The sequence below is a fragment of the Pseudovibrio sp. Ad37 genome (assembly GCF_001623075.1).
Taxonomy (GTDB): Bacteria; Pseudomonadota; Alphaproteobacteria; order Rhizobiales; family Stappiaceae; genus Pseudovibrio.
Genome location: NZ_LMCF01000215.1, coordinates 34,807 through 60,595, shown reverse-complemented (window position 1 = coordinate 60,595; position 25,789 = coordinate 34,807). Strand labels below are relative to the sequence as shown.

Annotated in this window: 19 protein-coding genes and 1 tRNA gene; 10 read left to right on the top strand and 10 right to left on the bottom strand. The window is 51.7% G+C overall.

Going from position 1 to position 25,789, the window contains the following annotated elements; all coding sequences use genetic code 11:
- Window positions 1–152: 152 nt before the first annotated feature.
- Both ppdK and PsAD37_RS22505 read left to right on the top strand, forming a co-directional pair.
- On the top strand, window positions 153–2,825 hold the full coding sequence (ppdK, locus tag PsAD37_RS22510) for a pyruvate, phosphate dikinase (RefSeq protein ID WP_063298001.1): 2,673 nt from the start codon (window positions 153–155) through the stop codon (window positions 2,823–2,825).
- 59 nt (window positions 2,826–2,884) lie between these two features.
- A complete protein-coding gene (locus PsAD37_RS22505; protein ID WP_063298050.1) occupies window positions 2,885–3,814 on the top strand; it encodes an ArgK protein in 930 nt (309 codons plus the stop codon).
- Window positions 3,815–3,847: 33 nt separating this feature from the next.
- On the opposite strand, the gene PsAD37_RS22500 is transcribed toward PsAD37_RS22505, so the two are convergent.
- From PsAD37_RS22500 to map, 3 genes are all read right to left on the bottom strand, one after another.
- Entirely contained in the window at window positions 3,848–6,136 is a 2,289-nt protein-coding gene (locus PsAD37_RS22500; protein WP_208980701.1) for a bifunctional diguanylate cyclase/phosphodiesterase, read from the bottom strand.
- Window positions 6,137–6,329: 193 nt separating this feature from the next.
- A complete protein-coding gene (radC, locus tag PsAD37_RS22495) occupies window positions 6,330–7,157 on the bottom strand; it encodes a DNA repair protein RadC (protein WP_063298000.1) in 828 nt (275 codons plus the stop codon).
- Between the two features lie 22 nt (window positions 7,158–7,179).
- The gene (gene map, locus PsAD37_RS22490; protein WP_063297999.1) at window positions 7,180–8,025 is read right to left on the bottom strand and encodes a type I methionyl aminopeptidase; all 846 of its coding nucleotides are present in this window, start codon (window positions 8,023–8,025) and stop codon (window positions 7,180–7,182) included.
- Between the two features lie 377 nt (window positions 8,026–8,402).
- On the opposite strand from map, the gene PsAD37_RS22485 reads away from it, so the two are divergent.
- Window positions 8,403–8,487: transfer RNA gene (locus PsAD37_RS22485), tRNA-Leu, on the top strand.
- A gap of 19 nt (window positions 8,488–8,506) precedes the next feature.
- Here the strand turns inward: PsAD37_RS22485 and PsAD37_RS22480 are convergent.
- Window positions 8,507–9,250: a murein L,D-transpeptidase family protein gene (locus tag PsAD37_RS22480; protein ID WP_084408058.1), complete on the bottom strand. Its 744-nt coding sequence runs from the start codon at window positions 9,248–9,250 to the stop codon at window positions 8,507–8,509.
- Window positions 9,251–9,498: 248 nt separating this feature from the next.
- On the opposite strand from PsAD37_RS22480, the gene PsAD37_RS22475 reads away from it, so the two are divergent.
- Window positions 9,499–10,401, top strand: coding sequence for a LysR family transcriptional regulator (locus tag PsAD37_RS22475; RefSeq protein ID WP_063297998.1), 903 nt, complete (start codon window positions 9,499–9,501; stop codon window positions 10,399–10,401).
- A gap of 76 nt (window positions 10,402–10,477) precedes the next feature.
- On the opposite strand, the gene PsAD37_RS22470 is transcribed toward PsAD37_RS22475, so the two are convergent.
- A complete protein-coding gene (locus tag PsAD37_RS22470; RefSeq protein WP_063297997.1) occupies window positions 10,478–12,256 on the bottom strand; it encodes an OFA family MFS transporter in 1,779 nt (592 codons plus the stop codon).
- A gap of 493 nt (window positions 12,257–12,749) precedes the next feature.
- Window positions 12,750–14,267, bottom strand: a complete 1,518-nt coding sequence (locus tag PsAD37_RS22465; RefSeq protein WP_208992024.1) for a DUF3360 family protein — start codon at window positions 14,265–14,267, stop codon at window positions 12,750–12,752.
- A 1,027-nt stretch (window positions 14,268–15,294) separates the two neighbouring features.
- Between PsAD37_RS22465 and PsAD37_RS22460 the strand changes: the two genes are divergently transcribed.
- From PsAD37_RS22460 to sfsA, 3 genes are all read left to right on the top strand, one after another.
- Window positions 15,295–16,710: a TrkH family potassium uptake protein gene (locus PsAD37_RS22460; RefSeq protein ID WP_084403786.1), complete on the top strand. Its 1,416-nt coding sequence runs from the start codon at window positions 15,295–15,297 to the stop codon at window positions 16,708–16,710.
- A gap of 234 nt (window positions 16,711–16,944) precedes the next feature.
- The gene (locus PsAD37_RS22455) at window positions 16,945–18,396 is read left to right on the top strand and encodes a TrkH family potassium uptake protein (RefSeq protein ID WP_057462539.1); all 1,452 of its coding nucleotides are present in this window, start codon (window positions 16,945–16,947) and stop codon (window positions 18,394–18,396) included.
- A 23-nt stretch (window positions 18,397–18,419) separates the two neighbouring features.
- Window positions 18,420–19,124, top strand: a complete 705-nt coding sequence (sfsA, locus tag PsAD37_RS22450; RefSeq protein ID WP_063297994.1) for a DNA/RNA nuclease SfsA — start codon at window positions 18,420–18,422, stop codon at window positions 19,122–19,124.
- A 698-nt stretch (window positions 19,125–19,822) separates the two neighbouring features.
- Here sfsA and gpt read toward each other — a convergent pair.
- The 4 genes from gpt to PsAD37_RS22430 all read right to left on the bottom strand — a co-directional run bounded on the left by gpt (window position 19,823) and on the right by PsAD37_RS22430 (window position 22,769).
- Complete coding sequence (gene gpt, locus PsAD37_RS22445; protein ID WP_057462537.1) at window positions 19,823–20,326, bottom strand: xanthine phosphoribosyltransferase; 504 nt, start codon at window positions 20,324–20,326, stop codon at window positions 19,823–19,825.
- Window positions 20,327–20,336: 10 nt separating this feature from the next.
- A complete protein-coding gene (locus tag PsAD37_RS22440; RefSeq protein ID WP_063297993.1) occupies window positions 20,337–21,077 on the bottom strand; it encodes a competence/damage-inducible protein A in 741 nt (246 codons plus the stop codon).
- 148 nt (window positions 21,078–21,225) lie between these two features.
- Window positions 21,226–22,425 (bottom strand): FAD-dependent oxidoreductase, encoded by a 1,200-nt coding sequence (locus PsAD37_RS22435; protein ID WP_063297992.1) that lies wholly within the window; start codon window positions 22,423–22,425, stop codon window positions 21,226–21,228.
- Between the two features lie 98 nt (window positions 22,426–22,523).
- The gene (locus PsAD37_RS22430; protein ID WP_063292823.1) at window positions 22,524–22,769 is read right to left on the bottom strand and encodes a zinc-finger domain-containing protein; all 246 of its coding nucleotides are present in this window, start codon (window positions 22,767–22,769) and stop codon (window positions 22,524–22,526) included.
- A 290-nt stretch (window positions 22,770–23,059) separates the two neighbouring features.
- On the opposite strand from PsAD37_RS22430, the gene PsAD37_RS22425 reads away from it, so the two are divergent.
- The 3 genes from PsAD37_RS22425 (at window position 23,060) to cysE (ending at window position 25,735) form a co-directional block, all read left to right on the top strand.
- A complete protein-coding gene (locus PsAD37_RS22425; protein WP_063297991.1) occupies window positions 23,060–23,812 on the top strand; it encodes an alpha/beta fold hydrolase in 753 nt (250 codons plus the stop codon).
- Window positions 23,809–24,681 carry an alpha/beta fold hydrolase gene (locus PsAD37_RS22420; RefSeq protein WP_063297990.1) on the top strand — a complete coding sequence of 291 codons (873 nt, stop codon included), beginning with the start codon at window positions 23,809–23,811 and terminating at the stop codon, window positions 24,679–24,681. Before PsAD37_RS22425 ends, PsAD37_RS22420 begins: the two co-directional genes overlap by 4 nt.
- Window positions 24,682–24,886: 205 nt before the next feature.
- On the top strand, window positions 24,887–25,735 hold the full coding sequence (gene cysE, locus PsAD37_RS22415) for a serine O-acetyltransferase (RefSeq protein ID WP_063289536.1): 849 nt from the start codon (window positions 24,887–24,889) through the stop codon (window positions 25,733–25,735).
- The last annotated feature ends 54 nt before the right edge of the window (window positions 25,736–25,789 follow it).

Below are 25,789 nucleotides of genomic sequence, written 5' to 3'. Positions count from 1 at the left end.
ATATTTCTCAAGAATTCAGAAGTATTTACGCAATAACACTAAGGTCGAGGTCTGAGTCTCTTGCTATAATGACCCTGTTCATTGCAGATAGTGGGCAGTGGTGCAATTCCAAGTGAGATTGGTTGTCGTCTCACTCAATAAAGGGGGGTGTTATGACCAAGTGGGTCTACATCTTTGGAGAAAACAAAACCGAGGGCGATGCTTCTATGAAGGAGCTGCTGGGCGGTAAGGGTGCAAACCTTGCCGAGATGAGCAGACTAGGATTGCCTGTCCCTCCCGGCTTTACCATTACAACGCAAGTTTGCACGCACTATTATGATGAAGGTCAGCAGTATCCTTCCGAGCTCAAAGAGCAGGTTCATGCTGCCATTGCGGCTGTTGAAGAGCTGACAGAGCGTAAGTTCAACAGCACGACCAAACCGCTGCTGTTGTCTGTGCGTTCCGGTGCCCGTGTTTCCATGCCGGGTATGATGGATACGGTTCTGAATCTGGGTCTCAATGACCGGACTGTTGAAGCGCTGGCCAAAGATGCAAACGATGACCGGTTTGCTTATGACAGCTATCGTCGTTTCATCCAGATGTACTCTGATGTGGTGTTGGACGTAGACCACGATCACTTCGAAGAAATTCTGGAAGATTTCAAGGACGAGCACGACTACTCCCTTGATACTGACCTGACCGGCGACGACTGGAAACAGATCGTCGCGGCTTATAAGGACAAGGTTGAAGAAGAGCTTGGTCGTCCTTTCCCTGAGGATCCTGAAGAGCAGCTCTGGGGTGCCGTTGGCGCCGTGTTCAAGAGCTGGATGATCCCACGGGCCAAAACTTACCGAGCCCTGCATGAAATCCCAGAGGACTGGGGCACTGCAGTGAACGTGCAGGCGATGGTGTTTGGTAACACAGGCGAAAACTCTGCGACTGGTGTTGCCTTTACCCGTAACCCGTCCACTGGTGAAAACGCGCTTTATGGTGAGTTCCTCATCAACGCGCAGGGTGAAGATGTTGTTGCAGGTATTCGTACGCCGCAGGATATCACCGAGAAAGCCCGCATTGAGGCGCATTCCGAAAAACCATCTCTTGAAGCGACCATGCCTGAGGTGTTTGCGGAGTTCCAGGCTGTTTGTGACAGGTTGGAGACCCATTACCGCGATATGCAGGATCTGGAGTTTACCGTTGAGCACGGCAAGCTTTGGATGCTTCAGACCCGTAACGGCAAGCGGACGCTGAAAGCTGCGCTGAAGATTGCGGTTGATATGGCTGAGAGCGGTCTGATTACCAAAGAAGAAGCCGTTGCGAGCATTGCACCGTCTTCTCTGGACCAGCTGCTGCACCCGACCATTGATCCTGCCAGCGAACGGGATGAGCTGACTGTTGGTCTGCCAGCTTCTCCGGGTGCTGCCTGCGGTGCGATCGTGTTCAACTCTGACGATGCTGAAACAGAAAAGGCCAATGGCCGCTCTGTTATTCTGGTTCGTACAGAGACCAGCCCTGAAGACATTCACGGCATGCATGCTGCGGAAGGCATTTTGACAACACGTGGCGGAATGACCAGTCACGCGGCTGTTGTTGCGCGCGGTATGGGTAAACCTTGTGTTGCTGGCGCTGGAACCATTCGTGTTGACGCCCGTAATGAGGTCATGACGGTCGACGGTCGCAGCTTTGGCAAGGGTGATACAATCACCATTGATGGCGGCAATGGCCAGGTGCTTGCTGGCAAGGTCCAAATGCAGGAGCCTGAGCTTTCCGGTGATTTCAAAAAGCTGATGGAATGGGCTGATAACATTCGCCGCATGAACATTCGCACCAATGCAGAAACACCTGCTGATGTGAAAGTTGCGCTTTCTTTTGGGGCTGAAGGTATTGGCCTGTGCCGTACCGAGCACATGTTCTTTGAAGGCGAACGTATCCTTGCGGTGCGTGAAATGATCTTGTCTGACACGGTGAAAGAACGCAAAGCTGCGCTTGCGAAGTTGCTTCCGATCCAGCGTCAGGACTTTATCGATATCTTTGAGCTGATGGTTGATCGTCCGGTCACCATTCGTTTGCTTGATCCGCCACTGCATGAATTCCTTCCTAAGACGGAAGAGGACATTGCTGAGGTTGCCAAGCAGATGGACATTGATCCGGAAGAGCTGCGTGAGCGTGCGGAAGAGCTGGAAGAGTTCAATCCGATGCTCGGCAATCGTGGTTGCCGTTTGCTGATTTCCTATCCGGAAATTGCAGAGATGCAGGCACGGGCTATCTTTGAAGCTGCGCTGGATGTTTCCAAGCGTCATGGCCGCAAGGTGGCACCTGAAATTATGGTGCCGCTGGTTGGCTTGAAGAGCGAGCTGGATATTGTTCGCGAGAGCATTGACGGTACAGCGGCAGTTGTGGCCAAGGAGCTGGGCGAAAAGCCTGAGTACTCTGTTGGCACCATGATTGAGTTGCCACGGGCCGCGCTGCTTTCTGAAGAGATTGCTGCGTCTGCCGAGTTCTTCTCTTTTGGCACCAACGATCTGACGCAAACCACCTTTGGTATCTCTCGTGATGATGCCGCGTCCTTCCTGGGCAAGTACCAGGAACGGAAGGTGATGGAGAAAGATCCGTTCGTCTCATTGGATGTGGACGGCGTTGGCCAGTTGGTGAAGCTTGCAGCCACGAATGGCCGTAAGACGAAAGCTGATATCAAACTTGGTATTTGCGGAGAACATGGGGGTGATCCAGCCTCCATCGCCTTCTGCGAAACTGTTGGTTTGAACTACGTGTCCTGTTCTCCGTTCCGTGTTCCTGTTGCGCGTCTTGCTGCTGCTCAGGCAGTGCTGGCACAGCGGAACAAGGGGTGAGTGGCTTTGTGAAAAAGGGGAGGAGCTGGCCTCGGTCGGCTCCTGTCAATCTGGAAGACCTGAGAGCTGGCGGGAAGCCAGCTCTTGCACGTTTGCTCAGTGCTATCGAGAGTTATGAGGGGCATCCTCAGTTGATCTCTTTGCTAGATGAGGCGTTGCAAAACCCAATCGCGCATGTGATCGCGCTGACCGGACCTCCCGGCGTTGGGAAATCCACCCTGACAAATGCAATGATTTCGGAATACCGCAGCGCGGATAAAAGCGTTGGTGTGATTGCGGTTGATCCCTCTTCTCAGGTGACTGGTGGATCGTTGCTGGGTGACCGGACACGACTTTCAACAGATCCGGAAGATCAGAAGATTTTTGTGCGTTCCATGGCGGCGCGAGACCGGCTTGGCGGGCTCTCCGAGCATGCAATTGCTGCGGTGATCGTGATGCGGGCTGTGATGGACCGTGTGATCGTGGAGAGTGTTGGTATTGGCCAATCTGAGGCAGATGTGGCTCTTGTGGCTGATACCTGCGTGCTTTGTATTCAGCCGGGATCTGGTGACAGTCTTCAATTCATGAAGGCGGGCATCATGGAGCTGCCGGACATTATCTGCGTGACCAAGGCTGATATGGGGGACGTTGCCAGCCGTGCTCGTGCGGATGTGGAAGGTGCTATGAGCTTGAGTGCGAAGCGAGGGGACTGGAAGGTTCCTGTGTTGATGCTGAGTGCAATGGACAACAGAGGCCTTAGTGAGCTGATTGAGGCCAGCGACAGACATCACTCTGTGCTGCACGATAATGGTGGTCTTGCGGTTCAACGCCGTGATCAGGTGAAGGCCTGGCTTGTTGACCAGCTTAAGATGCAGTTTGGGCAACAGGGTGTTGCTGTGCTGAAAAATTCCGGTGTGCGCTGGGAGGAAGCGGCCAAGCGGCCTTTTGCTTTCAAGCAGGAAACCAGCGAGACATTTGCTGCGTTCTGGAAGAGTTTTTCTGAAAACTAGTTTGAGATGACAGCCGATCGCGAAGGGCGCAGATTATTCTGCTGCGCCCACTCTGATTTTGCGTGGCTTCTGTTCCACTTCTTCATCCCTGTCATCACGCCATAGACGGAACTTGCCAAGTGGGATTGGGCGGGAGAACAGATAACCCTGCATCATTGGGCAATCCATGGTGAGCAGCAGTTCTTTCTGCTCTTCTTCTTCCACGCCTTCAACACACACATCCATGCCAAGACGAAGCCCAAGAGTGATTGAGCTTGCCAAAATTTCTCTGGCTTTGGCATCAGTCACGGCACCATTGATGAAGGAACGATCGATCTTGATTTTGTCGAACAGATCGCGGCGCAGGTAGCTGAGAGATGAGAAGCCAGTTCCAAAATCATCCAGCGCAATTTTTACGCCGAGATTACGAAGGCGCTCGATGACTTCAACCACTGTTTCTGAGTAGTTGATGAGAACGTCTTCGGTAACTTCCAGTTCCAGACGGTTAGGTTCCAGCTGGTACTTTTCCAGCAATGTGTTGACCAGCTCAGGGAATTCCGGATGCCGCAACTGGGTTGGAGAGACGTTCACGCACATGGTGACGTCATTCAGCGTTGAGCCATCCTTGATCGCGTTCTCCAGCACCCACTCACCAATGCGATTGATGAGCATGGATTCTTCAGCTACCGGCAAAAATGCAGCTGGTGGCAAAAGACCTTTTTTCGGATGGTTCCAGCGAATAAGGGCCTCGGCTGCCAGAATGTTCTTGCCGGTGTTGTCCATGATAGGCTGGTAGTAGTTCTGGAATTCGTTGGCATTGAGCGCGCGTTTGATATCCTCTTCGATTTCGCGGGAGATCTGAAGAGTGTCCTCCATCTCCTTTTCAAAGAGCACATAACGGCCACGGCCCAGTTTCTTTGCCTGATAGAGTGCAATATCTGCTCGGCGCAAAAGCGCTGTCAGATCGTGTCCATGCTCAGGAGATAGCGCGACGCCCATGCTGGCTGTAGTCAGGATCTTGTGTTTCTCAACCTTGAAGGCATCCGAGAGCATCTTCTCGATGTACATGCAGGTTTCGATGATCTCATCCATGCTGGTGCGGTGCGCCAGTACGATGAGGAACTCATCTCCACTGACGCGCGCGACCCGGTCTTCCATGTTGATCGACACTTTCAGGCGCTCGGCGACGAGTTTGATGACTTCATCGCCGATGGAGTGGCCCAAGCTGTCGTTGATCTGTTTGAAATGGTCCAGATCCAGAAATACAATGCCAGTAATACGCTGTTTTTGTCGGTCGCGTCGCAGCACGTCAGCTGCAAAAATCTCGAACCATGTTCTGTTGGGCAGCCCGCACAAGGCGTCATGGAGTGCTGCATGTGTCGCATCTGCTTCATTTTGCAAGATGCGGTCTGTCATCTTGATGTAGCGGAGCAGAATGAGAATCGTCATCAGCAAGATAGCGATGATGGTTCCCAGAAAATACGGTGATGAGTTGGTGTAGATCGCGCCAGAGGCTGCGGTGGTTTTCCAGCTCAGGTTGGCGATGATCTCACCATTGCGGCGGAGCAATGGCAGGGATACGCGCTGGAAGTCGGCTTTTGGTTTGTTCGTGGTGATGAACATTTCCGACAAGCCAGTTGATTCTTCAAAGGATCTGATGGACCGGATGTCCAGTGATCGTACCCAAAGCAGATAACCGGCAACTGTTGGCATACCTTTTGGCGGTGCTGTTGACGGAGTGATTGCAGCAACTGTGGCGAGGCCGATTGCACCATCAACCAGAACAACATCGCGCAAGCTCAATGCCAGAGGGGCGTGGCTGCGCAGTGGTTCTGGCACACGGAACTGGGTTTGCTTCGTGTTGGCCCGTGTTTCCAGCTCAGACAGTGTGGCATCAAGCTGGCCGCGAAGCTGATCTTCAAAGACTTCGCTGTGCCATGGCAGATCGCGGCGGTAGGTGTAAAGCGGTTTCATATCCTTGTTGAGGATGACGAAGATATCGCGATCACCCCGTGTGCTTGGGGTCGGTGTCAGATCCTCATCCAGCAGGATGTTGGTTTCTTCTGAAAGAACAGAAGCGTATGCCTTGTTTGAGATGGCGATGCGCTCTGCTTCATTTGCGAGCCCATTGCGGAACACTTTGAGGTTGCTCTGTACGAGGCGAACTTCTTTATCGACCTCAAAGTCGAGCGCACGCTGGGTTGACCAGTAGAACGCCAGATACCCAACAGCCAAAGCTGCAGCTACAACACACAGGATCAACAGAGCCATCATGCGGGCTCCGATTTTCTTGCCTCGTGTAATCGTATTGCCGAAAGTACTGCCCAACACTGCTGAAGTCATGGGAGTTTTCGAACTCGGTTGTCCCGCCATCGGCAATTTACTCATGCTGCCTTTAAAACTCTTGATTGTATGCGCAAACGCACTTGCCCATGCTTATGTTCGGAGATTTTGCTTGAGTGAGCCTGTACAACCGACGTGTTTTATCGATCACTTGGGAAATTTATGTGAATGGAGTTCTGCTGCTGGGGATAGCTTAGATGAGTTGAAGGCCTCTGAAACTGACGTGACCTGAGCCGGCTATGATGATGTGATCGTGCAGCACTATCCCTAGTGGTTCCAGTGTGTTTGAGATTTTCGTCGTCATTTCAATATCTTGACGGGATGGTGTTGGGTCGCCAGAAGGGTGGTTGTGGACTAGAATGACCGCGCAGGCTGACAATTCCAATGCCCGTTTTGTAACTTCGCGCGGATAAACGGGCGTGTGGTCAACTGTTCCGGTCTGCTGGACTTCATCTGCGATGAGGCGGTTCTTTTTGTCCAGAAACAGGATGCGGAATTCTTCTTTGTCGTTGTGCGCCATAGCTGCGCGAACGTATTCCAGAACTTTGCTCCAGGAGGAGAGGGGGTCGCGCTCTACAACCTGTGCTTTAGCGTAGAGAATGGATGCGGCCTGCATTTCTTTGATAAAACTTGCTGTGCGTGGCCCACAACCGGGAACCTCTTCCAGCCGTTGTCTTGGAGCTGCAAGAACTTGCGCGAAGGAGCCGAACTGAGCCAGCAGCGCTTTTGCCAGTGGTTTGGTGTCGCCCTGTTTGATGGAGGAGAAGAGGAGCATCTCTAGCAATTCATAGGACTGGAGGCCGTCCAGGCCGGTTTCCTCAAACCGTTCACGCAAGCGTGCACGATGACCGTGATAGTGTTTGGCGGCTGGCTTAGGGGATTTACTCTGTTTAGCAGAGGGCGGAACCGGGAGAGTTGCCGGTTCGTCCAGAGGGATATGGCTCTGGAGTGCAGGCACGGTGGGTGCCTGCTCCTGAGGAGAGGGAGTTACCTCATGAAACCCGAAACTGGTTTGTTTCATTCCCCCTCCTTACTTGGTGCGGCTAAGCAGCGGCTCCGGCTTCCGGTTCCATTGGGTTGAACAGGCCTGCTGGTGACTCTGTAAAAACTTCACAGCCTGTAGAGGTGATGCCGATGGAATGTTCAAACTGAGCAGACAGGGATTTGTCTTTGGTTTCAGCCGTCCAGCCGTCTTTCAGCACTTTCACATCTGGTCGTCCCAGATTTACCATTGGTTCAATTGTGAAAATCATGCCCGGCTTGAGCTCGATACCAGAACCTTTCTGGCCGTAATGCAAAATGTTCGGCATGTCGTGGAACAGTTTGCCTACGCCGTGACCGCAAAAATCACGGACAACGGAACAGCGCTCTGATTCTACGTATTCCTGGATCGCATGACCAATATCACCTGTGGTGTTGCCCGGCTTAGCAGCTTCCAAAGCACGCATCAAAGATTCGTGAGTGACTTCGATGAGGCGCTTGGCTGCAGGCTTGAGTTTGCCAACGGGATACATGCGGGAACTGTCGCCGTGCCAGCCATCAACGATGTAGGTGACGTCGATGTTGACGATGTCACCTTCTTTCAGCTTCTTTTTTGAATCAGGGATACCGTGACAGATGACGCGGTTGATGGACGTGCAGCAGGACTTGCTGAAGCCACGATAGTTCAGTGTTGCCGGAACGCCGCCGCGCTCTTTACCAAACTTGAAAACGAAGTCGTCAATTTCCTGCGTTGTGACGCCCGGTTGCACCAGCGGCACAAGTGCGTCGAGGCACTGTGCAGTCATCTGGCTTGCTTTGCGCATACCTTCAAAATCTTCCTGGCTGTAGATCTTGATCTGGCCGGTATTTTTCAGGGGCGCGTTGGCAGCGTCTACGTAGTCGATCATTTTCCCGTTTTTTCCTTGTTCCGTTTCGCGCAGGGACGAACGCAGATTACATCATGAGGAACTGTAAAATGCCGTTATGCTTGATCGCAAGCCCTGCTTCTCCGTAGAAGCTTCTCCTATTTTTTTAGGGGCATTCTAGGGAGTAATCTGGTGTTTCCCCACTTATATCGGGTATTTTTGAAAGGTGTAGAGAAAAAAGAAGGTCAGATCCTTAACTGCGCACGCATTTTGTGAAGCCGTTGTATTCCGTGGTTCCTATTGGGAGTCTATCGATTTTTTGAGGTGCTTAATCCGGGATAAGCCACAGGAACTTCTTGGATAACGGAAAAGAGGCACTTGCACGAAAGTGGTTTGCTCGTGTACTCAGGTGCCTGCAAGCGGTCGTGGTGGAATTGGTATACACAGCAGACTTAAAATCTGCCGCCCTTGGGCTTGCGGGTTCGAGTCCCGCCGTCCGCACCAAATTACTTTCCCAAAAAACTTAGATAGTAAACTGGTATTCGCCTTCTTGAGCGGAGACTGCTGGTGGTATGCGGTTTTCTTCGAAGAGGTCGTAGCCCTGTTTGAGGTTGCGCCAGAAGTTCAGCCAGTTTGAGTTGGCGTGCTTGCTGAGGTTTTCCTCTGTCATCTCAAAGGGGAAGATGTGGACTGGGACAGTGCCTTGCCCGTTCTGAAGGGCAGCTTCCACGAGCAGGTAAATTTCCTCGATATGTTGGTTGGTCATGGCGTAGCAGCCGATGGAGAGGCAGTTGCCGTGGACCATCAGGTAGGAACCGGTGCGGTCCAGTGACTGGTCAAAGGCGTTCGGGAAACCGAGATTGAAGGAGAGGTGATATCTGCTGTTCGGGTTCAATTGTCTAGCTGACACATTGTAAAAGCCCTCAGGAGACTGACCGTCACCTTCTTTCAGCTTTGGCCCCAGATCACCAGAGTATTTGCAAATCTCCCATGATTTGTAGGGTTGATAGGTTTTGCCAGACCGGATCCATGCTTCCAGCCGGCTTTCTTCTTTAAAGACACGCAGGAAAACGGGGTTTCCCAAGGTCATTCCTTTGAAGGTCAGATCTGCGCGCAGGGCTGGCAGGCGCTCATCTTTAACTTTTGTGAGGTTTGCGGAGCCGGGCAGATCATAGGGCAAGAGTAAGTACGTGGCGAAGACTGCCAGCATAACGAAAAAGGCTGTGCCGAATGCCCAAAGGAGTGGACGCGAAATGATTTTTGCCATGGAAGGTCCGATTGCAAATCACTGGAAACTGAGAGTGGCAGATAAGAGAGGCAATGTGGCCAAGTCATGGTTCGCACTGGAAACCCTGTGAAAAGGTCACTCTGATATTCCTGTGGCGTAAGTACGCAGCGTATTTGTTTTGCTTTTCTTTGAGAAAACAGATGCTAGTGTCCGTGCCCATTCTGATCTGATTGCTCTATTGTGTTATAGGGCGTTTCTATCAAGCGTTGTGTGAAGGGTGATCGTCCTTGGATATTCGGCAGTTACAATACCTCGTTACACTGGCTCAAGAGCGGCATTTTACGCGTGCTGCCGCGGCTTGTAATGTGACGCAGCCAACGTTGTCGGGCCGAATTCGCCAGTTGGAGATTGAGCTGGGCGTTCCCATTATTGAGCGCGGCAAGAAGTTTCATGGACTTACGGTGGAAGGGGAGCGCATTCTTGTCTGGGCGAAGAAGGTGCTTGCGGACTGCAACAGTTTGCGGAACGAGGTTGCGGGCAAGAGTGCTGAGGTGTTTGGCAAAGTCAATATCGGCGTTATTCCGTCTGCCGATGTTGCGACAGCCTCCCTTATTCTGGATTTGAAGAAGAGCCACCCGCATGCACATGCGACGATCCAATTGATGAGCCATGACGAAATCCATAAGGCTCTGGAGGATTATCAGATCGATGCGGGCATTACGTACACTCAATTCAGCGATGCAAAGAAGCACAGCAGCTTCACACTTTATGAGGAAGACTATCGTCTGTTCATGCCTGCGGGGCATCGCCTGCAAGGGATAGACGCAGTGGAATGGGAGACGGCTGTGAATGCCGGGGCGATGGTGGCGCTTTCGCCGAACTTGCAAAATCGGTTGATGGTAGATAGCACGCTTCGCTTCCTCGGTGTTGAGTTGGACCCCGAGATCGAGGCAGAGACAATCCCGTCGCTTGGCGGGTTTATCCGTGCGGGGTATTGCGCGATTTTGCCGGAGTTTTCTGCCTTGTCGCTTAGGGCAGGGATTGTTTCCGTACCCCTGATTAAGCCAGTTGTTTCGCACAGTATTGGTATGGTGATGACAAAGCGTGAGCTGGAGCCTGCGATTATCACATCCCTAGCAGATTGCGCCGCTCAGTATAAGAAGCCGCTGATACCAGAGCAGACTGATTAGCAAAGTAGCATTGCTTTCGAGTTGCTCATAAAAAAAGCCCGCGATGTTCGCGGGCTTAGTTGTTTGGGTTTGCTTTTTATTCAGCAGGCATTGGTGCAGATGTTTGTTTGCCAGATGCCGCCGGTTTTGTTGTTGTGGCTTCTCCTTCGCCCAGTGCGTCCTCAGCCATATGATACTTCGGGTGGACTGGCTTCATGAGAAGGTTGGAGACGAGTGCCGCGACGAGCAAACCAGCCATCACATACATTGTGTTGTTGTAGAGGCTCGGAGTTGGATCAACTGTGCCTTCCGGAGCCACTTCCATCAGTCTTGAGACAGAGATGGATTTTGCTGCGATGAGCTCAGCCAGTTTCTCCTTGCCTTCACCGAAGGTCTGAAGGAATACGGCTGGATCAACCTTTTCTGCAAGCTCATGGATTTTGGTGTTTACAGACCGTTCGCGCAGGAATGTGATGAGGAACGGACCAGCTACACCTGCTGCAGACCATGCGGTGAGCAGGCGACCATGGATACCGCCGACGAATTTGGTGCCGAAGATATCTGCCAGATAGGCGGGAATTGTAGCGAAGCCACCGCCATACATGGTGAAGATGGTCATGGTGGCTGCGTAGAACATCACCAGCCACATCACGGAGGGGCTAGCACCTGCTTCAGCTGCGATGAACGGAATGGAGAGGTATAGAAAAGAGCCCAGCACGAAGAATACAGTGTAGGTGTTCTTGCGGCCAATATAGTCAGAAAGAGTGGACCAACCAAGGCGGCCCATGGCGTTGAAGACAGAGATCATCAAGACGTAGGTTGCGGTGAAGGCTCCATCCACGATGGTTGGCATGCTGTTGCCGAAGATCTCGTAGATCATGGTTTTGGAAACGGAGATCACACCGATCCCAGCTGTCACGTTGAAGCAAAGCACGATCCAGAGCTGGTAGAACTGCGGTGTACGCAGAGCTGTATCGATGTGCACGTGGTTGCGAGTGATTAGACCCTGTTTGACTGGATCTTCTTGTGGTGGTTCCCAACCTTCTGGTTTCCAGCCTGGTGCAGGAATGCGGTAGGCGAAAGATGCCAGGATCATCACGAAGAAGTAGACGATACCCAGTGTGAGGAAGGTTGATGCTGCGCCGGTGTTGCCTGTGCCTGCGAGGTATACGCCTGCTTGGGCACTGTCAAAGGCTGCTTCTGCTTGAGATGCGCTTACGACGATGGCTTCCAGCTTTTGGCTTGCAACCTGTACGTAGCGTACGCCGTTTTCTACGGTTGTTTGCACGTCAGCGAGTGGGCCAAGATAGTCAGGCGCTTTGGCGTAAAGGTTCAGAAGCCAGCTTTTCAGTGGAACTGCGATGATTGCACCGCCGCCAAAACCCATAATGGCCATACCGGTTGCCAGACCTCGGCGGTCAGGATACCAGCGGATCAGGGTAGAGACAGGTGAAACATACCCAAGACCGAGGCCACAGCCACCAATGACACCGTACCCCAGATACAGCAGCCAGAGCTGGTGCGTCATGATGCCAATTGAGCCGATGATGTAACCACCGCCCCAGCAGAAGGCAGCTGTTGTGCCAACGCAGCGTGGACCAACTTTCTCAAGCCATTTGCCTGCAACAGCGGCAGACAGGCCAAGAAATAGAATTGCGACTGAGAAGATCCAGACCACAGAGCTGAGAGACCAATCTTCAGCTGCTGGTGCTATGCCGCCGATTTCTCTGACAAGTGCCGGATTGTAGATACTCCATGCATAGGCAGAACCGATGCAGAGGTGAATTGCAATGGAAGTCGGTGGAACGAGCCAACGATTGAAGCCCGGCTTGGCTACGATCGCGTCTTTCAGCATAAAGCTTGGTATTTTAAACATCAGCAAACCCCTAGAGCAATCAAAGCAGTTTGCATTGCCTCGCCCGGCAAACTGCCTCGATCTTTTGTTGCGACTACATTCTGTTTTCCGAAAATCGAGCCCCATTTCGGGAATGCGCCTAGGAGGCAGGCGAGAGGGAGGAAGCCTGCATCCATACGTTGAGTCTGCATCTAACACATGGTGAGTTGAAATCGCCAGCGTCTATCGCGTTATAGATGTAATCTATTACAGCGCGGGTTTGTGGAGGGAAGAGAAAGGTCGAAAGCAGAGGCTGGTGCATTGAAAAATTTTGCACGCTCTGATTTATTTTGAAATATCAGATGAGTAGCGCTGCTTGGTGCTTACGAATATGCCAGATGGGTGTGAGTTTGTCATCCGTACTGTGTGTTACTGACGTCAAGTTTTACTCAGGTGCGTATTGTCGCAGTGCTTGCAGAAACGAAAAAAGCGCACCGCTGGGCGATGCGCTTTTTGGAATGTGGTGCGGTTCAGCTTACAGGAGAGCTGGAATACCTGGAAGCATGCCAACTGCAGCCATTGCCAGAGTACAGATGATCACTGCACCTGCTGGAATGATGATGCGGTCTGCAAAGCTCAGGCGTTCCGCACGTTCCTTGTCACCAATGAGACCATTGTTGTCGAGGAACATGGTGATTGCCCATGCCAGAACAGGGTTGGTCACGATGGCTGCGAATATACAGATACCAGCGGAATTGGTGTCGTTGCTGGATTTCACCATCTGCAGGCCAGCTTCCAGAAGTGGTAAGAACACGCCAACCAGAAGAGCACAGGACATCACTGGCTGCCATACTGCTACGTCCATTGGGTAGCCGATGGTTGCGATAACGATGCACAGTGCGCCAAGCAGGATTGCGCCAGCAGGGATCGGACGCTTTGCGATCGCTGCCGGGATCATATATGTGCCCCAGGAAGATGTGATGTTACCACCGCCGAAGAATGTACCGGTGAACTGACGCAGGGAGCAGCCGGTCATGGTGTCATCAACATCCATCAGAACTTTATCAGTGTTCTTTGGGTAGTTGAGTTCCTGGAAGATACGGTGGCCGAGGAAATCCGGGGACCACATTGCAACTGCCAGAATTGCCCAAGGCAGAGATGCAACGAAGTGGTTGAAGCTAGGGATGCCAAGCTGCCAGCCAGTCTCAGTAGACCCCCACCAGTACCATGGGTTCATGTTTGGCAGACCAGGAGCTGTGGTGAACTGAAGGTCAACACCTGCGCCGAGTGCGAGAGCCAGAACAACCGCGACGACGGAGCAAGCTGGAATTGCGAGCCAGCGCTTACCGACCTTGGCGAGGAAGGCGTAGAGCACGATGTTGACTGCAAAGATTGCCAGAGCGACGTAAGAGAGGCTGTAAGCAAGGTCATGCTTGGCCTGCAGACCGCCAGCCCAGCTGAAGAGGGATGTGATTTGCCCCTTTGCCCCCATGAAGCCAAGGAACACGAGCAAGCCGCCAGCAACGCCCTGGCTTGTCAGGTTTACCAGACGAGAGCCGCCTTTAAAGTAGCTGAGGAGCAAGCCGAAGACACAGACGAGTGCTGCTAGTGCTAGAGGGTGCGCGCCTGCAAGAGCAATAGAGCCAATGAGTGGGATCATTGGACCATGGTTGCCTGCAAGGTTTGCGCGTGGGTTGAGGAAACCAGACCCGATGATGCAGAAGAGCAGGGCAGGGATGAGCATCTCAACGCGGACCACTTCAATGATCCATTCTGCACCAAGATTGACGTGTGGCCATTTTGCTGTGAGGCCAGTTGCCCATGCAGTCATAACCGCAGAGTACATCACAGAGATGCCGATTGTTCCTGCAATTGCCGGAACAAAATCTTCTATTTCAAAACGGAAGTCGCGGCCCGGCAGGTTGAGACTCCAACGACGTGGTTTCATGATCTGGAGTTCGTGGTCCAGATAATCAGACCGTTGTTCGAACTCACTCGCAGGCTTGTGTGCCTCGCTATAGGATTCTTCGTGCTTGTCTGTCTGCTGAAGCATAACAGCCATTCTCCATAAAACTGACGGGAGAAAGGAGAGTGTGGCTTCATGGTGCTTGCTTGGTGAGCGAAGCTGATGAAGGCATCTCACGTCATGGCCTTGATTTCTGGTTTGCTGGGAGAAGTTGGAACCGTCAGGATTTTCGGGTTTTGAGTTGCAGCTTAATGGGAGATGTTAAAGTGCAACTGCGTCAGCGGCTTCAAACTCGCTGTAACTTTCCTTCCGGGTTCCAAGGTCTTTTCAAGAGACCGTGCAAACCACAAATTCAGACCATGAATACCCTTCCCCTGTTCTTCAGTTCCGAAAGGCCCCTACCTAAAATGACGTAGGGAAGCTTACGGTGTTCAGCGAGAACTTGCAGAAGGACGCAGCTTAAATAAAATCGTATGAGTCTATCGCGTCATTGATGAAATCTATAAGGCGAAAAACTGCGACAATATGATCTACCTAATTGATTTTGTTGATTTGACTTGTTTTTAGGTGCTGTAAAATTTCAGGTTGCAATGTCTTATTTAAAACAACAGTATAATGAAATTAATTCACTTTGAACGGGTGTTAAGGCTAATGAAAAACGTGATCTGAGGATCACATCCTGTCGCGGTAGAATGACTTATAGGTAGTATTGTCGCAGCGCTGTGGGAACTTGTAATACAAGTGTTTTTCCGAATTTAAGTTGGACTTTGCAGACACAAAGTTGGCTATACGCTCGGTGAAATTGTACCGCGATGGCTAAGCACTTTGCCGAAGTGAGAACATTCCGGATAAGAAAAAACTTGGCTGACCTCTACTTTTGGCGTAGATAGGCGATCCATCCTGCCGAACTTATCTGCGGGCTCGTCATGAGCCTTCAAATTTTCACTTCCCAGTAACCTCAAAAATCATCGGACCGATTTGTTATGTCTGTTTGCTGAGAAGTTTAACCGAGTTTCTGTAGGATTTGAGATTAAAGCGTGTTGGTGCACTCGCCAGAGGCGAAGCCCATCTTGAAATGAGAGATATTATGGCACTGGTGGGTCCCGTATTACGGGTGCTTGGATATTTTCTGGTTGGGCTGGCCATTTTGATGCTGGCGCCTGCATTGCTGGACATTTACTTCAGCAATCCCGACTGGATTGCGTTTGCACTCTCTTCTCTGTTTGTTGGTTTGCTTGGCCTGCTGCTTGCTGTTTCTACTGCTAATTACAAACTTGAGCATCTCACCATTCGTCAGGCGTTTTTGTTGACAACAGCGTCCTGGATTGTGATGCCAGTCTGTGGCGCTCTGCCCTTTCTCAGCCTTGGGATCGGTTTCGAGAACGCTTTTTTTGAGAGCGTGTCTGGGTTTACGACCACAGGTTCCACGGTTCTGATTGGTCTGGATGGAATGCCTCCGGGTTTGTTGTTCTGGCGTTCATTGACCCAGTGGATCGGCGGTGTAGGCATCATCGTTATGGCGATCTTGCTCATGCCTTTGTTGCGTATTGGCGGGATGCAGCTGTTTCGGACAGAAAGTTCTGATCGCGGAGAGAAGATTGTTGCCCGTGCGACGGATCTGACGCGCTTGATTGGTGGCGTCTACATCATGCTGACGCTGACCTGCATGATCCTTTATGTGTTTTCTGGCATGTCGTTGTTTGATGCGGTGAACCATGCAATGACGACGTTGTCCTCTGGTGGATTTTCCACCCACGATGCATCCTTTGCATATTTTGAGAGTACAGCCGCGGAATGGGTGGCTGTGGTCTTTATGCTGGCTTCGGGTTTGCCGTTCGTTGTACTGATCAAATCCTTGACCAAGAATCCGAAAGCACTTCTGCAGGACCCTCAGGCGCGGGTCTTTATTTTACTTATCATTGTCCTCTCCAGTTTGACTGCTCTGTATCTCGGTATTGAGAACAAGTTCACGTTTGGCCGTGCTGTGGTTGAAGCGCTGTTTGTGGTGATTTCAATCATCACCACAACGGGCTATGGACTTGGTGATTACACGGCGTGGGGCCCGCCGATGATGGGCTTCTTCCTGATGCTGACGTTTATTGGTGGCTGTACAGGCTCGACCAGTGGTGGCATCAAGATTTTCCGGTTTATCGTGTTCTTTGGCACTGTTCGTGCGTACATGAATAAGATGATCCGGCCTGATCAGGTGGTTCCTGTCCGGTATGGCGATACAAAGATCACACCTGAACTGGCGTTTTCGGTTCTTGCGTTTTTAGTGGTCTATATGGCCACTGTGGGGCTGATTACTGTCATTCTTGGTGGACTTGGTCTGGATCTAGTGACTGCTATGAGCGCAGCGACGACTGCGGTTTCTAATGTCGGCCCAGGACTTGGTGATGTTGTTGGCCCTATCGGAAACTTTGCCGACATCCCCAATAGTGCGAAGATTGTGCTTTCTGCGGCAATGTTGCTGGGGAGATTGGAACTTTTTACGGTGCTGGTGTTGTTTAACCCTCAATTCTGGCGTTGACGCTACGTCCCTGAAAGACTAGGGATTTCGTGCATTGAGCATGTTTGGGCTGTTCGGTTTCATTCTTGTTGTGTGAATAGGTAGTTGCCCGATTAATTCAATTGCCAGATATCACTAAGTGGCCTAAAACCAATGCTTCATAAATGTTTGAGAGCATACCGTTCCAATCTCGTCCGTTAAGGGACAACATGTGACTAGCGGGCGGGTTAAATTGGATTTTATATCGGCGGATTGATGTTGGTTTCCATACGACCGGTTTTAAGTGTGCTTGGGTACCTTTATGTCGGCCTCGCTGCTGCCATGCTCGTCCCTGCATTTGTGGATGTTGTGTCGCGTAATGCTGACTGGCAAGCCTTTATTATTTCAGCGTTAATTACCGGTCTGGTTGGCATGTTGCTTATCGTGGCCATGGGTGGTGCGCTGCGTGACGGGTTGGATACGCGCCAGACCTTTATCCTGACAACTTTATGCTGGGTCTCGTTGCCCGCGTTTGGAGCTCTGCCGTTTTTGTGGCTGGGTATTGCGTATGTCGATGCTGCGTTTGAGGCAGTGTCGGGATTCACCACCACCGGCTCTACTGTGCTGACGGGTCTTGATTCACTTCCGCCGGGGCTGCTTGTGTGGCGTTCGTTGATGCAGTGGATGGGCGGTGTTGGCATCGTTGTTATGGCGATCGTGCTTTTACCGTTTCTGCGCATTGGTGGAATGCAGCTGTTTCAGACAGAAAGCTCCGATCAAAGCGAAAAGATTGTCAGCCGTTCCATTGAATTGATCCGCCTGATCAGTTTGACGTATCTGCTTCTGACCAGTCTTTGCATTGTGCTTTACTGGTTCTCCGGCATGACGATGTTTGATGCGTTCAACCATGGTCTCACAACAATTGCGACGGGTGGTTACTCTACGCATGACAATTCCTTTGGGTACTTCACCAATCCGGTGACTGGCTGGATTGCAGTTGTTTTCATGATTGTGGGCGCGCTGCCGTTCGTGTTGATCATTCAGGGGCTACGCGGTCAGCCGATGTTGCTGTGGCGGGATCCGCAGGTACGTGCGTTTCTGTGGCTTGTGGGTTTGATTTCTCTTGCTCTGACGATTTATCTCGGCACTTCTGGCAATGCAGATAGTTTTGGTAGTGCGATCCTGCAATCCGCGTTTAACGTGATTTCTGTGGTGACGGGTACTGGCTATGCCATGGGGGATTACACCGCTTGGGGAGCTCCGGTGATCGGTCTTGCGTTCCTGCTCAAGTTTGTTGGTGGCTGTACAGGCTCGACAACGGGCGGCATCAAGGTCTTCCGTTTTCTTGTGTTCTTCGGAACCGTGATTGCGCATATGCGGCGGATGGTGCGGCCTAACCGCGTGATCTCTGTGAGCTATGGTAACACGCACCTGACACCAGAACTGACGTTCTCCGTTCTTGCGTTCCTTGTGGTTTACATCGGTACAGTTGGTATTCTGACGTTGATCCTGTCCCTGTTCCATCTGGATCTGGTGACCGCTGTGTCTGCCGCCGCGACATCCGTTGGTAACGTTGGCCCGGGCCTTGGCACCATGATCGGGCCATCTGGCAACTTTGCGGCGCTGCCTGATCCGGTGAAATGGATCTTGTGCGCCGCGATGTTGCTGGGGCGTCTGGAACTGTTCACGGTTCTTATTCTTCTGGATCCTGATTTCTGGTCCAAATAATCTGAGTAATTTGGAAGGTCGCTATGCGATTTGATGTACCGCTGGTCACTGGCCGGCTGATTAAGCGTTACAAACGGTTTCTGGCTGATGTTACCCTCGATGATGGCGGTGCTGAAATCACAGCGCACTGTGCCAACTCGGGCTCCATGATGGGCTTGAAAGATCCGGGCATTAAGGTCTGGTTGACGCCTAATAATGATCCGAAACGCAAGTTGAAATACTCCTGGGAAATGCTCGAGATTGACGGTGCGATGGTGGGTATCAATACCAGCCGTCCGAATGGCCTGGTCGAAGAGGCGATTGAAGCAGGGCGTATTCCTGAGCTTGTCGGTTATGAGAAGCTGCGCCGTGAAGTGAAGTACGGCAAGAACTCCCGTATCGATATTCTGCTGGAAGGTGAGGGCGACAAGCGCACCTATGTTGAGGTGAAGAACGTTACGCTGGCCCGCGAAAATGGTGTCGCAGAGTTTCCTGATGCTGTCACCGTGCGTGGGGCAAAGCATCTGGATGAGCTTGCTGATATGGTCCGGGAAGGCCATCGTTCTGCTATGGTGTTTCTGATCCAGCGTGATGATTGCGATGCGCTTGTTTTGGCCCGTGATATTGACCCGAAATATGGTGAGGCTTTTGATGCGGCTGTAAAGGCAGGTGTTGAAGTCTACGCGATTGGATGCCGGCTGGATACTGATGAGATCATTGCTGATCGGGTCATCGAGGTGCGGTGTTAAGGCAAGCGAGAGCCTAACGAATAGCATGGTATCTGATGATGCGTGTACACCTGCACGATAAGCACCGCATAGCCTCCTATGCAGTGTTGGACCAGAGTTCCCGAAGGTCGGGATGAGCAAGGCGGCAGGCAACGCCTGCGCTACTTGTTAGAAATGAGTCTTTGGCATTGGCTACGCGCCTTGCCCGGGCATTTTGATATGGACAACATCGCCTCTTATCCTGAAAGACACGATAGCCAGTTTCCTGGAAAGACAACAGCTTTGCTTTGGCAAGTTTCCCGGCCTAAACAGGTCCGCTGTCCCTGACATTTATTGCTCTGACCAGTAAATGCCACTGCGTGATGCCCCTCAAGCTTGGGCCCTTCCTCTCAGACCATGCAGTCACGTCTGAAAATCGGTTCCACCGGACCTTTGAAAGATGCGTTACCTCTCTCAAAAGCCCCACCCAGCCCACGACACGCTGACGGACGGTCCGCCAGCAGCCCGTCACGTGGGCATAGAGTTAGTATGAGGGCACATTTGAGCAAGGGGGATAAGATTGTCTAAGATAGCCGCTAGTCCGATGTTATTCATCGCTTCGTCTAGTGCTGCCAAAATGCATTCGTGAAGGTTGAATCATTACCGGCTTATGAACGGAAAAAGCCCCGGCGGTGAGGCCGAGGCTTTTGAAACTCTTATGCAGAATTCCGGCGGGCTGATTAGCCTGCGGTATCTTTAGAGATTGGCGGCTGGAACTGCATGCCCAGATCCCATGGGAAGTACACCCAGGTATCCTGAGAGACTTCAGTCACAATGGTATCAGCCAGATCGCGGCCCATTGGCTTGGCGTAGACGGTTGCAAAGTGTGCTTTTGGCAGCATTTCGCGAACAACTTTTGCAGTCTTACCGGTGTCGACCAGATCGTCGATGATGAGAATGCCTTCACCGCCTTCAGAGCCGACCACTTTCGGGTCGATTGGCTTGATGACCTTCAACTCGCCCTGATCGTCGTAGTCGTGGTAAGATGCAATGCAAACTGTTTCGATGGTGCGAACACCCAATTCGCGCGCAATAATGCCAGCTGGAACAAGACCACCACGTGTGATGGCTACAATCGCTGTAAATTCGCCTTTGTCGGCGAGGCGCCAAGAGAGGGCACGGCAATCGCGGTGGAATTGGTCCCAAGAGACCGGGAATGCTTTGGATTGCTGCTGATTATCCATGTGTCTTCTTTCAAAGAAATTTTGTCTTTGCAGCTTCTACGGCTGCTCGGACGGCTTCACTGGCCTGTTCCAGTACATCATTTGACCTAGATCGCACAACAACCTGTGTGGAAAATACTCCATCTTTTGACTGCGGATAGGAGCCAATTGAGGTTTCGGGGAAGTTTTTCTGGATTTCCCCTAGGTCTGTGGCAATGCGACTCTCAGGAAGAGTGGCTTCAATAGTCACAGAAAGCATCTTTTGACTGGTTTTCAGCGTTGGTGCGATGGCATCGACCATGGATTGCATGATGGCTGGTACGCCTGCCATGACGTGCACGTTTTCCATTCTGAAACCGGGTGCGATGGACACCTTGTTTTCAATCAGGTCGGCTCCCTCAGGAAGACGGGCCATGCGCTTGCGGGCAGGGGTAAAGTTCTCAGCGCCGTAGTGATCTTCCAGAAGCTTGTAAGCGCGTGGGTCCAGATCAATTGAGACACCGAAAGCCTTTGCGATGGCATCTGCTGTGATGTCATCGTGTGTCGGGCCGATCCCGCCGGATGTGAACACGTAGGTGTATTCTGCGCGTAGAGCGTTGACGGCTTCGACGATCTTTTCTTCCACGTCAGGCACGACACGCACTTCAGACAGGTCGATGCCGATATCCGTGAGATAGCTTGCCAGAAAGCCGATGTTTTTATCTTTGGTGCGGCCAGACAGGATTTCATCGCCAATAACGACATATCCCGCTGTGATGATCTTATTGGTCATGGCTTTCTGTATTCCTGAAATATGGGTGGCTTTGACAGCCAAAGCGTGCCGCGTTCATCTGCATTCACGCGCCAAGCTATAGCTGCTTATTCTTATGCGCATTCTTACCCGAAAACCGGACCCACTTTTCGGGAACATGTATCAGTTTTTAGTCGGTATGGTCTTCCGGCGTCCATTCATAGATCCAGTTAAACCGATCAAGAAGCTGACTTGGGGTGTTGGACCGCATGACGAGATCTCGTGCAATACGAAGAGGGAAGCCCATATGGTAGACCCAGTCATTCCACTTAACGAGCTTGCTCATTTTCTCAATGCGTGGACGGCGGGCAGTCTCATAGGCTTGCAGGGCCTGCGGTGTTGCGCCGTGTTTGTCGACCATTTTGGACAGGACTGCAGCATCTTCGATTGCCATTGCAGCGCCTTGAGCTGAAAATGGCAGGATCGCGTGGGCGGCGTCGCCGATAAGTGTCACAGGGCCCTGTGTCCATGCAGGGCGGGTGTCGACCTCGCACAATGACCATCGGGTCCATGTTTCCGGCAGGTAGACCAGACGCAAGGCCTCTGGAGCCCAGTTGCGAAAGTGCTTGCGGACATGATCACTGCCAACCGGATGGGACCAGCTGTCTTCTTCCCAGTCTTCCCTCGTGATGGCGACGATGTTGAGCAGCTTGCCATTCTTTACTGGATACTGAACCAGATGAGCGTCACGAGCGAGCCACAGGCCCGAGGTGCTTAGGAGAGGTTCCAGATTGAACGGCGGCTCTGCTGTTGCTCTGTAGGCTACGAAACCGGTGTGTTTGGCAGGTGCGCCACCCAATGTGGTCTGGCGGATGCTTGAACGGACACCGTCGGCGCCGATAAGCAGGTCAAACTGATCCGGTATACCTGCAAGAGCTTCTGAGAAAGCCGCTCCCTTGAGCGTGACAGTGTTACCGTTGATTTCGGCGGATTCTACCTTAGTATCCAGCCGCAGAGTGACTTCCGGTGTGTTCTGGACAGCTTCCAATAACAGCTGTTGCAGATCTGCCCGGTGGATCACATAGTATGGCGCGCCATAGCGGTCTTCAGCAATGCGGCCAAGCGGAACGGTTGCAAGTTGAGACCCATCCTGGCCGGAGCGTATATTGACGCTGGCCGGAGAGACGGCTCTGGACATGAGTGCAGGGCCTAAGCCAAGAGCCTGCAAGCATCTCATTGCATTGGGAGATAGCTGAATTCCCGCGCCGACTTCGGAAAGCTCTGGGGCAGCGTCGAACAGGAAAACACTATGGCCCTTACGGGCAAGGTATAACGCAGCTGTAAGTCCGGCGATCCCGGCTCCTGCGATAGCAATATTTTTTGGTATCATTACGCAGCTTGCCTGCCGTGCTTTGCCTGAGGTTATCGGTATTAGGCAAAGCAATGTGATTACGGTTTATTCGTTTTATCGATCAGATGACACGGTTGTTAGGCCGCATCAGGTGCCCAGGCGCAGTCAGCCGGATTAGATTCTGCAGAACCGAGTGCAGCATCGTAGTGGTAAAGCGTTGAGCAGTATGGGCAGATTATGTTGTCATCAGCACCCATGTCGAGGAATACGTGTGGGTGGTCCTGTGGGGGGCGTGCGCCAATGCACATAAATTCTTTGGCGCCGATTTTAATGGCGTCAACGCCATTGGTGTTGTGAAAGTGGGGTACGACTTTACCGGCCATTTTTTCGCCAAGCTCCATGGAACAAAAATTTGCCGCCGACATTAAATTGGTTCTGGTTAAAAAGACAGTTTTTCTCGCTGATTGATTGCCTCGAGATCGATGCGGTCCACAACTGTACTGCGTTTTTTCACCTAGGACCGAGGTTTTACCGCGGAACTGGTGTTGTCTCAGCCTCTGTGAATAGTTGATGGACTAGTCCAAATTGATAGTTCTTTGGCCTTTTCTTTCTCCACCCTTACATTTACCCTCCCATGACCCCATAGTTTTCCTTTACGTAAACGTTAGGTAATATGCCAATATTCAATAATAATGATCACCCTATCGCTTATCTTGATGAAGGAGAGGGCGACCCGATCCTGCTGATCCACGGATTCGCATCCAACAAGTTCGTCAACTGGGTGTATCCTGGCTGGGTTGATTTGTTGGTGAAGGATGGCCGCCGTGTGATTGCGATTGATAATCGTGGTCATGGTGAAAGCTACAAGTACTACAATGCAGAGGATTATGGCGCTCCGGTTATGGCCGAAGATGCGCTGAAACTGCTGGATCATCTCTATATCGATAAGGCGGATTTGCTTGGCTATTCCATGGGCACCCGCATTTCTGCGTTTTGTGCGCTGCAAGCACCGGACCGGGTGCGCTCGCTGTCGCTTGGCGGGATGGGGTATGGGTTGATTTCTGGTGTTGGTAATCCTGAGCCAATCATTGAAGGGCTGTTAGCCGACAAGATCTCTGATGTGAAAGACCGGACCGGTCGTGCCTTCAGAGCCTTTGCAGAGCAGACCAAATCAGACCGGCGTGCGCTTGCTGCGTGTATGCAGTCAGCCCGGAAGCCTATTTCTGAGGATATGGTATCTAAGATTACGGCGCCGACACTTGTTGCTGTTGGTACAAACGATGACGTGGCCGGTGATCCAAAGGCGCTTGCTGATCTTATGCCGAATGCAAGTTATTTGGAGATTACCAACCGGGACCATATGACCGCTGTTGGCGACAAGATTTTTAAAAAAGGCACATTAGAGTTTTTGGAGCAATTTTCATGAATAGAGGCACCCACGAATTTATCGGAGCCGATGGTAACCGCATTGTTGCAGACCGGTTCGGCTCAAAAGGCCAGCCGGTGATGATGATGCATGGTGGCGGGCAGACGAGACATTCGTGGGGCAAGACTGCTGAGATGATCGCCAATGCAGGTATGCAGGCGTTCTGTCTTGATATGCGTGGGCACGGTGACAGTGCGTGGGTTGAAGGGGAGAAGTACTTCTTTTCTGACTTCGGCGCAGATGTTGCTGCAGCTGCTTCGCAAATCTATGAGGAAACCGGTTTCAAGCCAATTGCGATCGGTGCCTCATTAGGTGGTCTTGCGTCTATTCTGGCTGAGGGTGCTTTGCGTCCAGGTGTGTTGGCTGGCGTTATTCTGGTTGACGTAACCCCGCGCCTAGATGAAGGCGGAGTGAGTAAGATCCTGTCGTTTATGGCTGAAAAGGTCGAGGACGGGTTTGGCAGCGTTGAAGAAGCGGCGGATATGATTGCCTCTTATCTTCCGCATCGAAAGCGCCCTAAGACATTAGATGGCCTTTCGAAAAACCTGCGTTTACGGGAAAATGGCCGCTATCGCTGGCACTGGGACCCTCGCTTTATCATGCATCACGCTGATCGTGCTGATTTGAAAGACAAGGTGCAGAGTGAGCTGTTGGAGGCGGCGGCTAATCTCAAAGTGCCGAGTATGCTTGTTCGTGGAGCGGCATCAGAGCTTGTGAAACAGAGCCATGTAGATGAATTTCTCGCATTGGTTCCCCATGCACAATTCACAGATGTGAAAGAAGCTGGTCATATGGTGGCAGGCGATGTGAATGATATTTTCACTGCTGCGATCATGCCATTTTTAAAAGAGTACCAAGCGGCAGCTTAAAATTAGAACCAGTTTCTGGTTTTTGAAAGAAATGTAGGCTCACTTTCTAATTACCTATGCAGGTTTGGTACGCGCTTTCTCTAATGGCAATACTGCGTGATGTACTATAGGCGGATAATTCATAGTGAGTGGGTGGGGCTTGGATCGAGACAGTCTGCACCTATGTAAGGTTGAATAGGTCCTATCCATAAAGGAACGCTCTTTCATGGTGCAATTTTCTTCAAGTAGCCCCAAGGAGTTCGCATCGCATGATCCTGTTTGGGATCGCGTGAAAGCCGAAGCCCAGGCGATGGCCAGCTCTGAGCCAGCACTTGCGTCTTTTGTTTACGAGACAGTGCTGAACCACTCTTCTCTAGAGGAAGCGATTGTTCATCGTGTGGCTGACCGGCTAGGCCATGTGGTTGTCTCTTCTTCTCTTATCCGCCAGACTTATCTGGATGTACTGGATCAGGCTCCTGATATTGTTCAGGCCTTCCGTGTTGATTTGGGTGCTGTTTTTGATCGTGATCCTGCCTGTGACCGATTCCTGGAACCTTTGCTTTATTTCAAAGGGTTCCATGCGCTGCAGACACACCGGTTAGCCAACTGGTTGTGGAAGCAGGGGCGAGAGGATTTTGCGCTTTACCTGCAAAGCCGTTGCTCTGAAGTGTTCCAGATGGATATTCATCCTCAGGTTCCAATCGGGCGTGGCGTTTTCTTTGACCACGGTACCGGCATTGTGGTTGGCGGAACTGCTGTGATTGAAGACGATGTCTCTATTCTGCAAGGTGTGACACTTGGTGGTACGGGCAAGGTCTCTGGCGACCGTCATCCGAAGATCCGTCAGGGCGTGCTGATTGGTGCAGGTGCTAAAGTTCTAGGCAATCTGGAAATTGGCCATTGCTCACGTGTTGCAGCAGGATCTGTGGTTCTTAAAGACGTTGATCCGTGCACGACTGTGGCGGGTGTTCCTGCCAAGGTTGTGGGTGAAGCTGGTTGCGACCAGCCGGCTCGTGCCATGGATCAAATGATCGGTCAAGGTCAAGGACTTTCCTCGCAAAACAAACAAGGATAAGCTAGTTTCCTAGGGTTGGCAGGACGATAAACTTGTATAGTTTGTGCCCCAAGT